Consider the following 12625-nt stretch of genomic DNA (forward strand, 5'->3'; position numbering starts at 1 on the left):
AATCGCGTTGATGGCTGGGAGTAAAGACAGAAACAGCCAGGAAGGACCTGGCTGTGAGTAGAATCGTCTCAGTGTGACTAGGCGGTTGTATCTTTGGTGACGGGTTGAACTACGTTGACGGGAGCGGCGCTGTCGGCCATGTCACGTAGTTTTTGCCACCATTGGCCCAGGGTTTCATGCCAGAAGCGTTCCGTTTGCTCAAGGTACTGTGCTTTTGGCGCGTACTTCAGCCAGGGTTGGTGAATTTTGTTGCTGGCCAGAAAGTTCGTCGGGGCAGGAATCGGATCCAGTCCCGCCAGTTTAAATTCTGCAATGGCACGGGGCATGTGGCTGGCTGAAGTCACCAGTACCAGATTCCGTTTGCCAACCACAGAGGCAGCCTGAAAGGCTTCTTCCCAGGTGTCTTTTGCAGTTTCCAGCAGCAGGACATCCAGTTTGTTCACGCCCAGTGCGGTTGCGACTTTTGCCATCATCCGCGCCTGACTGATCTCAGTTCCGCCATCATACCCAGAGAGAATAATTTTAGAACCCGGGGACAGGTTGTGAATGCGAATTGCCTCTGCCAGGCGCATCAGAGAAGCACGCGACAGCTCCGAGGTCATTGGCAGTTCTTTATCGACCACATGGCTGTTGCCCAGCACCATGATGTAATCGACGGGTTGTCCCGATGGAATGTAGCCCTTATATTCGCGTTCCAGCGGGCTGAGAAGGCGGGTTGATAAAGGCTGGAATGCCACCAGGAAAATACCCAGCAGCGAGCAGGCCAGCAGCACGGAGGCCAGTTTCTGTCGGCGTGTAAACCAAAGTACCATTAGACCGGTGACACCGATAATCAGTAACAGTGGCAGAGGCATCAGAAAAGCCGACAAGATTTTTTTCAGTTCAAACATATCAGGTCGTCCGAAATTTCAGCGATTGAGCTTGAAAACACGCTCCAAGCCTTTATTCCTCTAAAGCTTGTGACACAATAGCGTCTGACAAGAACGCTATCATAACGAAAACTGACGTGATCAGAGACCGAAATTTTGATGATTTAGCCCAAAAGTTCTCAGAAAACATCTACGGTACAGCCAAAGGACTGATCCGTCAGACTGTCGTCTGGCAAGATTTGGAGCAAATTTTACATACCCTTGACGCGGCTTCGGCCAGTCAGGGCGCATCATTGCACGTATTGGATGCCGGGGGTGGCTTAGGGCAGTTATCGCAACTGATTGCAAAACTGGGTCATCAGGTGACTTTATGTGATCTTTCTGGAGAAATGCTGAAACTCGCCCGCGAGGAAATTGCTAAAAACGGCTTGCTTGAGCAATATCGACTGGTTCATTGTCCGGTACAGCAGGTCGATGAGTATCTGGATGAACCCGTTGACCTGATTCTGTTTCATGCCGTGATGGAGTGGCTGACAGACCCGCGGGCCGCGCTGGAAACCCTGATGCGTCAGGTGAAACCTGGCGGAATCATTTCAGTGATGTTTTACAACTATAATGGCCTGCTGTTTAAGAATCTGGTCTGCGGCAACCTGACCCATGTTGAGCAGGGCATGCCACACCGCAAACGATTTAAGCTTCAGCCACAATCGGCACAGAAGCCGGAAGAGGTGTATGCCTGGCTCACGGAAGGCGGTTTTAACATTTTAGGTAAAACCGGTGTGCGGACATTTCACGACTATATGCGGACTACCCGGGTCGGTGAATTCAGTCTGGAGCAATTACTGGCGATGGAGCAGAGTATCTGCCGTCAGGAACCGTATTTATCATTGGGGCGCTATATTCACGTTTACGCCCAAAAGCCGTTGCAGTAAGCAAACGACACGATTGTCGGTTGCATGCAATAAATCTAACAAATAAGGACAACGGATGAGTGACCAATCCCAGACCGTTCCTGAGCTGGTGACCTGGGTGAAACAGCATGAATTCGCCCTGAACCTGCCCACGGAAAGGCTGGCATTTTTACTGGCGGTTGCTGTATTGAGCGGCGAGCGTCTGGATGAAGAGCTGGGGGAGGGTGAACTGGTTGATGCGTTCAAAATTGTGAGCGATATGTTCGATCAGTCAAAAGATACCCTGGTTTTTCGAGCCAACAATGCGATTAATGAGCTGGTGCGTCAGCGTTTGATGTCCCGTTTTACCAGCGAAATGACCGAAGGTGCCAATATTTACCGGCTCAGTCCGCTGGCACTGGGCATTGCCGATTATTACTCACGCCATCGTGAGTTCTCATCGATGAAGCTGTCGATTCAGCTCGCGATGGTGGCTGATGAATTGAATAAAGCGGCGGTCGCGGCCCATGAAGGCGGCGATGATAAGCACTGGAAACTGAACGTTTACGCGGTGCTGAAGTATTCCGTGGCTGAGATTTTTGATCGGATTGATCTCAACCAGCGCACGATGGATGAGCAACAGCAGCAAGTGAAGCAAGACATTGCAGAGCTGCTGAATCAGGACTGGCGTGCCGCGATCACCAACTGTGAAAGTCTGCTGAATGAAACCTCCAGTACGCTGCGAGAGCTGCAGGATACCCTGCAAGCCGCGGGTGACCAGTTGCAAACTCAGCTTTTAGCGATTCAGGATGCAGTCGTTTCTGCACCTGAGCTGGAGTTGGAATATATTGATGGCATGGTGTACGCCCAACAGGCCAAACTGGACCGCATTATCAACTGGGGTCAGCAGGCGATTGACTTATGGATCGGCTATGACCGCCACGTGCATAAGTTCATCCGTACCGCTATTGATATGGATAAAAACCGGGCCTTCAGTCAGCGTCTGCGCCAGTCTGTTGCAGAATTTTTTGATGCGCCCTGGCAGCTGACTTATGCAGATGCCGAACGCCTGCTGGACATGCGAGATGAAGAACTGGTCCTGCGTGATGATGAAGTGACCGGGATCGTTCCTGAATCGGTGGAATTTGAAGAGCTGAGCCAGGTGAATGATCAGCTCTCAGAACAAATTGCCGCCATGCTGGATGCCCATAAATCACAGGGAACTGCAATCAATCTCGGGTCGGTGATCCGGGAATATCTGCACCAGTATCCGCATGCACAACATTTTGATTTAGCTCGTATTATTGTCGATCAGGCCGTGAGGTTAGGCTATTCAGAGTCTGATTTCACCGCCATTCAGCCTGACTGGGAACTGATCAACGACTACGGAGCCAAGGTACAAGCCAATGTCATTGACAAATATTGAAGAATTTATGCCAGAGAATCTGGCAAAGGCCATTGCCAACCCATTGTTTCCGGCATTGGATAATGCGCTGCGCTCTGGTCGCCATGTATCTAGCGAAGATCTGGATAATCATGCGTTTCTGCTGGAATTCGAGCAGGAACTGATGCTGTTTTACAAACGCTATCATGCGGAACTGGTGCGTGCACCGGAAGGCTTCTTTTACCTGCGTCCGCGGTCGACGTCCCTGATCAGCCGTTCTGTGATGTCTGAGTTGGATATGCTGGTGGGTAAGGTTTTGTGTTTCCTTTATCTGAGCCCGGAACGTCTGGCACATGAAGGGATTTTCACCAATCAGGAACTGTTTGATGAACTCCTGTCACTGGCGGATGAAAAGAAGCTGATGAAGCTGGTGACCAACCGGGCCACGGGTTCAGACCTGGATCGCGAAAAGCTGTTCGACAAAGTCAAAACCTCTCTGCGTCGGATGCGTCGTTTGGGCATGGTGATCCTGCTGGGTGATTCCGGGAAATTCCGGATCAGCGAAGCCGTGTTCCGCTTTGGTGCAGATGTCCGGACCAGCGACGACATTCGTGAGGCGCAGCTGCGCCTGATCCGTGACGGCGAAGCCGTGGTGCATCAGCAGCCACCGACACAATCCAGCCTGATTGATGAGATGCAGGCCGGTGATTCAGCCAGTGAAGAACAATCGGCGCAGGAGGAGCAAGCCTGATGGAACGCGGTAAGTATCAGTCTCTGACCATGGTCAACTGGAACGGCTTCTTTGCCCGGACTTTTGATATTGACCAACTGGTTACTACACTTTCCGGCGGTAATGGTGCAGGTAAATCCACCACTATGGCCGCGTTTATCACGTCTCTGATCCCGGATCAGAGCTTGCTGCATTTCCGGAATACCACAGAAGCGGGCAGCTCAACTGCCTCTCGCGACAAAGGGTTACACGGTAAGCTGAAGCCGGGCGCCTGTTATTCGGCGCTGGACGTGGTGAACTCGAAAAATCAGCGCGTGATTTTTGCCGTGAAACTGCAGCAGGTCGCGGGCCGTGACAAAAAAGTCGACATTAAACCTTTCCTGATTCAGGGACTGCCAGCAGCGGTGAAACCCACCGATGTGCTGATGGAAACCCTCTCTGAGAATCAGGCGCGGATTCGCCAGCTGAATGAAGTCAAAGATGCGGTATCTCAGTACGAAGGTGTGCAGTTCAAAACCTTCAGCTCAGTCACCGACTATCACACGCAAATGTTTGAGTTTGGTGTGCTGCCGAAGAAGCTGCGCAACAGCACGGATCGTTCGAAATTCTATCGTCTGATTGAAGCCTCTCTGTACGGTGGTATTTCCAGTGCGATTACCCGTTCTCTGCGCGACTACCTGCTGCCGCATAATTCCGGCGTGAAAAAAGCCTTCCAGGATATGGAAGCAGCATTGCGGGAAAACCGCATGACGCTGGAAGCGATCAAAGTTACTCAGAATGACCGTGATCTCTTCAAACACCTGATCACTGAAGCGACCAACTATGTGGCTGCGGATTATATGCGCCATGCCAATGAGCGTCGTGTCAAGCTGGAGCAGACGCTGAATCTGCGTGGCGAACTGCTGGGTTCCCGCAATACCCTGATTGATCAGCAGCAAGTGTTCAGCAATATGTCGCAGGAACTGGACGAGCTGAAAGATAACGAAAGTGCGCTGGAGCAGGATCATCAGGCTGCTTCTGACCACCTGCAACTGGTTCAGACGGCAGTTCGTCAGCAGGAAAAAATTGAGCGTTATCGTGACGATCTGCTCGAGCTGACAGAACGCCTGGAAGAGCAGGTGATGATTGTCGAGGAAGCGGCAGAGCAACTGGCGATGGCCGAAGAACAGGCCATGCTGAGTGAAGAAGAAGTGGACAGCCTGAAGTCTCAGCTGGCCGACTACCAGCAGGCGCTGGACACCCAGCAAACTCGTGCACTTCAATATCAGCAGGCGGTTCAGGCACTGGAGAAAGCCCGCGCGATCACCGGCGATACTGAGCTGGATAAAGACAATGCCAACGAGCTGCTAAGCGATCTGAAGCAGCAGCAAGACAGCAAAACCACGGCGTTGCTGGCCCTGAAACACAAGCTGGATATGTCCGCAGCGGCAGCACAGCAGTTTGAGAAAGGTCTGCAACTGGTGATCACCATTGCCGGTGCTGTGGATCGGGCTTCAGCCGGTCAGAAAGCCCGCGAATTGCTGGCAACCGGCCGTGAGATGCGCATGATTGCCCAGCGCAGCGAACAACTGAGTGCGCAGTACCGCGATCTGGAACGTAATATGCGCCACCAGCGTCAGGCACAGGAACTGGCAGACACGTATACGAAGCGCTTTGCGGTCGGGATTGACAGTGAACTTGCACTGGCTGAAGAACAGGCCCGACACGAAGCAACGCTGGAAAGCCTGGAACAGAATCAGGCTGAACTGGTGGAAAAACGCAGTGAACTGCGCCGTCAGGAACAGCAACTGTCGCAGCAAATGAAAGCGCTGGAAGGCAAGGCACCCGCCTGGATTGCAGCCAGTGATGCACTGGAGAAACTGGCCGAACAGTCGGGTCAGGATCTGTATGACAGTCAGGCGGTGATGACCGCGATGCATCAGACGCTGGAATCCGAACGTGAAGCGATTCATACCCGCGACAAACTGGCGATCCGTAAGCAGGACGTTGAACAGGAAATTGAACGTCTGGCCCTGCCCGGCGGCAGTGATGACTCACGTCTGCGTGTGATTGCCGATGTTTTGGGCGGCACCCTGCTGTCTGAAATTTATGATGACATCACCATTGATGATGCGCCGTATTTCAGCGCCATGTATGGCCCGGCCCGTCACGCGATTGTGGTTCAGGATCTTCAGGCCGTTCGTGAGAAGCTGTCTGAACTGGATGACTGCCCGGACGACCTGTATATCATCGAAGGGGATGCTGACTCATTCGACGACAGCAGCTTTGTGGTGGATGAACTGGAAGGCGCGGTCTGTGTTCAGCTCAATGAGCAGCAACTGCGTTATTCACGATTCCCGAAAGTCCCGCTGTTTGGCCGTGCGGCCCGTGAACAACGTCTGGAAACGCTGCGTGAAGAACGGGATCAGATTGTTGAAGATCATGCCAAGGCATCTTTTGATGCGCAGAAACTGCAACGTTTGTATCAGAGCTTTAATGCCTTTGTTGCCAGCCATCTGTCGGTTGCTTTCGAAGCAGATCCGGAAGAAGCCATTCGTGTGGCCCGCGAGCAGCGTAATCAGATTCAGCGTCAGCTCAGTGATACCGAAGCGACTGAACAGCAGCAACGCAGTCAGCTGACCGCGGCCCGTGAAGGTCTGTCCCTGCTGGCGAAAATGCAACCTGTTGTAGGCATGCTGGAAGATGACACCCTGGCAGCACGGTTGGAAGAAGTTGAGCAGCAGTTGTCTCAAATCGACGAAGCGCGCAGTTACCTGGATCGCCACGGCAAATCGCTGGACGAGCTGGAAGGGCTGGTGTCTGCACTGGATGCTGACCCGGAACGTTTCGATGCGATGCAGAGTGAATATCAGGATGCGGATCAGGCGCTGCAAACGCTGAAGAGTCAGATTTTTGCCTTGTCGGATCTGGCTGAGCGCCGTCATCACTTCGGCTATGCCGATGCGGTTGAGCTGCTGAGTAAGAGTTCTGAGCTGAATGAACAGCTGAAATCGAAACTGGAAGCGGCGGAACGTGAGCGGACCCGCCAGCGTGAAAACCTGAAACAGTCGCAGACACAGAATAACCAGTACAACCAGTTGCTGGCCTCGCTGAAGAGTTCGCATCAGGCGAAGCTGGAGACGGTTCAGGAATTTGAACGTGAATTGCAGGAATTGGGTGTCCGTGCGGATGTGGAAGCGGAAGAGCGCGCCCGTCTGCGCCGTGACGAATTGCACGAACGCCTGCACAGTTCACGCAACCGTCGCAGCGAGCTGGAGAAAGCGACAACTTCGCTGGAACTGGAAATGCGCGGACTGGTGAAACGTCTGCGTAAAGTCGAGAAAGACTATGCCGACCTGCGTAAGCTGGTGGTGAATACCAAAGCGGGCTGGTGTGCGGTGCTGCGTCTGGCGCGTGAGAGCGATGTTGAACGTCGTCTGCACCGCCGTGAAATGGCATACATGAGCGCAGATGAGCTGCGTTCGCTGTCGGATAAAGCGCTGGGTGCACTGCGTCTGGCGGTTTCGGACAATGAAACCCTGCGCGATGCACTGCGTCAGTCGGAAGATGTTTCCCGTCCGGAACGCAAAGTCCTCTTCTATATTGCAGTGTACCAGCATCTGCGTGAGCGGATCCGTCACGATATTATCCGCACCGATGATCCGGTGGAAGCCATCGAAGAGATGGAAGTGGAACTGGCCCGTCTGACGGAAGAGCTGACCGCCCGTGAAAAACGTCTGGCGATCAGTTCAGACAGTGTGGCGAACATTATCCGCAAGACCATCATGCGTGAGCAGAACCGGATCAAAATGCTGAACCAGGGTCTGCAGAATATCAGCTTTGGTCAGGTGAAAGGCGTGCGTCTGAATGTGAATGTTCGTGAGACCCACGAAGCCTTGCTGGCGGGTCTGTCTGAGCAACAGGATCAGCATCAGGATCTGTTCGGGAATAATCGTCTCACGTTCTCTGAAGCCATTGCCAAGCTGTTCCAGCGTCTGAACCCGCATATTGAGCTGGGTCAGCGCTCGCCGCAGACACTGGGTGAAGAGTTGCTGGATTACCGGAATTACCTTGAATTGAGCATTGAGGTGAACCGGGGCACAGATGGCTGGCTGCAAGCGGAGTCCGGTGCGTTGTCGACCGGTGAAGCGATTGGTACAGGTCAGGCGATTCTGCTGATGGTTGTTCAGAGCTGGGAAGAAGAAGCTCGTCGCCTGCGTGGGAAAGATATCATTCCATGCCGTCTGTTGTTCCTCGATGAGGCAGCCCGTCTGGACGCCAAGTCGATCGCGACGTTGTTCGAGCTGTGTGAACGTCTGGACATGCAGTTGCTGATTGCCGCACCGGAGAATATCAGTCCGGAGAAAGGAACAACGTATAAGCTGGTGCGGAAGATCTTTAAAGATCGCGAGCACGTGCATGTCGTTGGTCTGCGTGGCTTCGGTCAGGAGCCGAAAACCATCGAAGCGGAGACCGGCCGACAACTGGAACTGGATCCGGCCTGATCAGGTTTCATCGGAAAGTGAGAAAAACCAGCATGGCAACATGCTGGTTTTTTTATACCTGAAATGGCTGGGATCTGGTCATCAGAATCTTATAGCCCAGATAACATTCTGGCTCTGAACAAAGTTACGAATGGCTGCAATGGTGCTTAAGGTGCTGTCTATTTTTTCCTGACCCAGTGCAACTGGCGGGGTAAGCCCGCAAGGATGAATGAAGGCACAAGGATCAGCACGCCGCCACCAGCGACGCTGTCGATAAACCCGGTCGCGAGTACGGCGAGCATGAAAGCGGCGATGATCCACCAAGAGAACTCGTTCAGAAACCTATCTATCGGTTACGCCTCCTCATGAACAGGAGCGGATGCGGTTTTGTAAGACTGAATCAGAACAGAGGTATCCATGCGGCCCAGACCCTGCTGGATCAACTGCTGGTAGCGTTGATTCACATCCTGTGTCATCGGCAGTGTCAGACCTTTGCGATCTGCTTCATCCAGACAAATCAGCAGATCTTTGCGCATCCAGTCAATGGCAAAGCCAAAGTCGAAGGAATCCGCTGCCATGGTGACGGCGCGGTTAGCCATTTGCCAGGAGCCGGCGGCACCCTGTGTCAGCGCACTGGTGACCTGCGCGATATCCAGATCTGACTTTTCTGCCAGCAGCAGGGCTTCACTCAGACCTTGTAACACACCGGCAATACAGATTTGGTTTACCATTTTGCATCGCTGGCCTTGTCCGTGACCGCCCAGTAGCACCGAATGTTTTGCGTAGGCGCGAATCACTTCTGCAATGTTGTCATAAACCGCGGGTTCACCGCCGCACATCACGGTGAGTGCACCATTTTCGGCACCCGCCTGACCGCCGGAAACCGGGGCATCGATGAAATGGACGTCTTTTTCATCACAGGCCCGTGCGAGTTCAATCGCTAACTGAGCTGAGGTTGTGGTGTGGTCGACTAAAATGCTGCCCGGTTTCAGCGATGCAAGCACGCCTGTTTCACCATAAATAACACTCCGGACATCGTCATCATTCCCCACACAAACAAACACAATATCGCTGTTTCGGGCTGCTTCTTCTGGCGTCTGAGCGGATTTGCCCGTGTATGTTTGTGTCCATTTTTCGGCCTGACTGCCGGTGCGGTTATAGACGGTGACCTGATGACCCGTACGGGACAGATGACCTGCCATGGGGTAGCCCATAACGCCCAAGCCAATAAATGCGATGTTTTTTCCTTTCATGATGATCTCCCTTGATCTATGTTTGTGTTCAGTTTGTTCGAATGAGCTATGTCAATTTAAGTTATACAGATGGCAGCATTTTCCTGTGTATCCTTATTCCAATTCGATCCGGGCATCTGATGACATTGACATATTCTTATTTTCACTGGGCATCACTTTAACCAACTTGATTGACATATGTCAATGTGTGAGTTTCAAATGATCTCAATCGTGATTAAACTGGCAGGCTTAGATAAGAAGTGGTCATCTCATGGAGTTTGGGCGTGAGTGAAAACAAATTCAGGCAGATTGCCAGTGCGATAGAGGCGAGGATTGACAGGGGTCAGTATCCGCCGAATTCAAGATTGCCAACGCATCGTGATTTGGCTGACGATCTGGAAACAACTCCGGCAACGGTCGCGAAAGCTTATAAATTACTGGTCGAAAAGGGCTATGTGGAATCTTTCGTGGGGCGGGGTACCTTTGTGAAGGGGAAGACTGAGCTGGCGCAGGTGATTCAGGCGCCTGATCTCGAAACCGCTTATAACTTTTCAATATTACAGCCCTGTTTAGCGCAGAGCTTGCCGATGCTGCAGGAAGCATTTTCACAGGCGTCAAAGGTACTGAGTACGGAGTTGATCGGCTATACGGAATTTTCCGGCCATCCGGCGCACAGAGCGGCGGGTGTACAGTGGGCAGCGAGATACGGGTTGGAAAACGGAACCCCGGAAAACACCTTGCTGGTGGATGGTGCGCAGAACGCGTTGTCATTGCTGATCATTGCGCTGACAAAGCCCGGCGATACGATTGCGGTTGAAAGGCTGACGTATCCGGGGATTCTGGCGATTGCCAGTTTGTTAGGGCGACGGGTTGTCGGGGTCGATATGGATGAAGATGGCATGCTGCCAGAGCACCTGAAGGCGGTGATCCGGCACGAGAAGCCCAGGCTGGTGGTGACGATTCCATCCCATCAGAACCCGACAGGGGTGACGATGCCGGAAGCACGCCGGAAGCAAATCGCGCAGGTGATTGCAGCCTCAGAAGTGTGGCTGGTGGAAGACGATGTGTATGCGTTTTTAAACAGCGAGACGATACCGGCGATTTGTAATTGGATCCCCGACCAATGCTTCCATATCACCAGTCTGTCGAAAGCGATCAGTCCTGCACTGCGCTGCGGGTTTGTCAAAGTTCCTGACAGTCAGGTGTCTGTGATCAATGCGCATATCCGGGCTAACATCTGGTTGTCTTCGCCAATCAACTATATTGCTGCGGCTGAAATGATCACCCATGGCAGCGCCTTTCACGTGGCAGAACAGCAGCAGCAAATTGCCCGGCAACGTCAGCGTATTGCTCAGTCGGTGCTGCATGCCCCTTATACGGCATCTCACGGGTATCATATCTGGTTGCCGTTGCCTGACGGTTGGCGCGCAGAGCGGTTTGTGATGGAGGCAAAAAGCCGGGATGTGATTGTGAGCAGCGGGAGTTACTTCTGTCCGGACTCGCAGGAATCTGATCATATCCGGTTATCCCTGATGTCTGTTTCTTCTGATCAGCGACTGGCAGAAGGATTAGGCAAACTTGACCAGTTATTGCAGTCTGAAATGAACACCTTATTTCATTTCTAATGTTTCTCCTTCTCTGAAGCGGCCCTCTGTGCGAGGGCTGTGTTCATTCATAAAGTTATTCCAATCGCCATTTGAAACGGAATTGAACGCTACAACGCCTGTCTTTTTGTTCATCCAACCTTGTCTTGTTCCTAAGACCCCTTTCTCAATCGTTAGTGTCGCGGACGATAGCGCTTTTTACCGTGACTGAGTGCCTAGAATTTTAGTGTTGGAGTCGGCCATCTGACTAACCACTCAATACGAAGCGAAGCTTGGGCGGCCGTGATTGGGTGAAGAAAAACGATTCATTCAGTTTTGTCGTAGGGGTAATGACATGAAAAATATAATTCTTTTAATGCTCGCTATGATGGCAGTGGCGGGCTGTAGTGATTCAGATAGTGCAAATAATGCTGCAAATACACCATTGGACTCAGATGGTCAGCAGGAAGTGCCTGTCACGATCGAGGTGCCAGAAAATCCGAATACGGATCCTGCCGATCCTGCTGACCCGGGCAATCCGGGGGATGGCTATGATGGCCCTCGCAAAGTGTGTCTGGCGATTACGGGTCTGGAGCTGAAAGGGAGCAGCGGTAATGTGATTGAATATACCAATCAGGTGATTCAGCAAGCGCTGGAATCAGATCCGGATTGTGTGCCGCCATCAGATATTGTGGGGGATGCATTGCCGGATGGCATGGTGCTGGTTGATTTACTGCACATGAGTGATGACCTGGTGTACTTGCTGAAAGGGGTTGGTTTACCTGTCGATGATTATGTCAGTGTGACGCTGAAAATTAATGACGAGGGAACCTACGGTGGTTTTGACATCGACTTTGACGGTGATGTCGATATCAGTTCAGGTAACCCGTATTCCTATGTGCAGGAATACGACGGCGACTATAAAGCAGTCAATTTGGGCGGTAAGCTGGAATTCGCCGGCTTCAATCTGAAAGACAAGTATGGTTATCCGCAAACCTATTCCATGATGATTGACCCATACAGCGCATTGGAAATGAAGGATAACGGTGCGTATGGCCTGACTGGTAAGGGTATGTGGCTGGTCAACAAACTCGATGCGGTCGATGTTGTGGGCGATGTACTGGAGTCGGCTTGTGTTGAGAATGCCATGAAACTGATTTATCTGTTCAAATCTGATTCTGACGGCCCAAGTTCAGGTGGTTATCCGGATTACATCACCATGGCCAATGATGATGGCGACGGTACCTACTCATATGGGATGTCCCGTATTCCGAAAGGGTACTATGACTTCGAAATCATGTGTGATGTTGATGATGCGATACCAGAGTTCTCCGGGTACGGTAAGTATGATGTTGAAGTGACCGATAATGCATCGGGTAACTACGACCTGTACGATTCAACGAATTAACCTTTGTGCTCTTGTCGACGTTCGGATCAACCGGCCAACTTAGTTTGGCCGGTTTGCTGTTCAGGG

Annotated in this window: 8 protein-coding genes and 1 pseudogene; 6 read left to right on the forward strand and 3 right to left on the reverse strand. The window is 52.2% G+C overall.

Translation table 11 applies throughout. The features are described from left to right. Positions 1 to 77: 77 nt before the first annotated feature. Positions 78 to 890 (reverse strand): envelope biogenesis factor ElyC, encoded by an 813-nt coding sequence (gene elyC / locus EA58_RS09235; RefSeq protein ID WP_036751670.1) that lies wholly within the window; start codon positions 888 to 890, stop codon positions 78 to 80. 116 nt (positions 891 to 1006) lie between these two features. Here elyC and cmoM point away from each other — a divergent pair, with 116 nt between their 5' ends. From cmoM to mukB, 4 genes are read left to right on the forward strand one after another with little or no spacing between them, the layout of a single operon-like run. Then, positions 1007 to 1801, forward strand: coding sequence for a tRNA uridine 5-oxyacetic acid(34) methyltransferase CmoM (gene cmoM, locus EA58_RS09240; RefSeq protein WP_036751672.1), 795 nt, complete (start codon positions 1007 to 1009; stop codon positions 1799 to 1801). A 55-nt stretch (positions 1802 to 1856) separates the two neighbouring features. Next, positions 1857 to 3185: a chromosome partition protein MukF gene (mukF, locus tag EA58_RS09245; RefSeq protein WP_036751674.1), complete on the forward strand. Its 1329-nt coding sequence runs from the start codon at positions 1857 to 1859 to the stop codon at positions 3183 to 3185. After that, complete coding sequence (gene mukE, locus EA58_RS09250; RefSeq protein WP_036751676.1) at positions 3166 to 3894, forward strand: chromosome partition protein MukE; 729 nt, start codon at positions 3166 to 3168, stop codon at positions 3892 to 3894. Before mukF ends, mukE begins: the two co-directional genes overlap by 20 nt. Next, a complete protein-coding gene (mukB, locus tag EA58_RS09255) occupies positions 3894 to 8357 on the forward strand; it encodes a chromosome partition protein MukB (protein ID WP_036751678.1) in 4464 nt (1487 codons plus the stop codon). The genes mukE and mukB overlap by 1 nt, the downstream gene beginning before the upstream one ends. Before the next feature lie 158 nt (positions 8358 to 8515). On the opposite strand, the gene EA58_RS22115 is transcribed toward mukB, so the two are convergent. Both EA58_RS22115 and EA58_RS09260 read right to left on the reverse strand, forming a co-directional pair. Then, positions 8516 to 8638: a hypothetical protein gene (locus EA58_RS22115; protein WP_268748941.1), complete on the reverse strand. Its 123-nt coding sequence runs from the start codon at positions 8636 to 8638 to the stop codon at positions 8516 to 8518. A gap of 51 nt (positions 8639 to 8689) precedes the next feature. Continuing rightward, positions 8690 to 9598 (reverse strand): annotated as a pseudogene (locus EA58_RS09260) (NAD(P)-dependent oxidoreductase); the annotation flags it as partial. A 254-nt stretch (positions 9599 to 9852) separates the two neighbouring features. Between EA58_RS09260 and EA58_RS09265 the strand changes: the two are divergent. Continuing rightward, positions 9853 to 11193, forward strand: coding sequence for an aminotransferase-like domain-containing protein (locus tag EA58_RS09265; RefSeq protein WP_036751682.1), 1341 nt, complete (start codon positions 9853 to 9855; stop codon positions 11191 to 11193). A gap of 313 nt (positions 11194 to 11506) precedes the next feature. Beyond that, a complete protein-coding gene (locus tag EA58_RS09270) occupies positions 11507 to 12559 on the forward strand; it encodes a hypothetical protein (protein WP_152547976.1) in 1053 nt (350 codons plus the stop codon). Positions 12560 to 12625 lie beyond the last annotated feature (66 nt).

This window comes from Photobacterium galatheae (genome assembly GCF_000695255.1).
GTDB lineage: Bacteria > Pseudomonadota > Gammaproteobacteria > Enterobacterales > Vibrionaceae > Photobacterium > Photobacterium galatheae.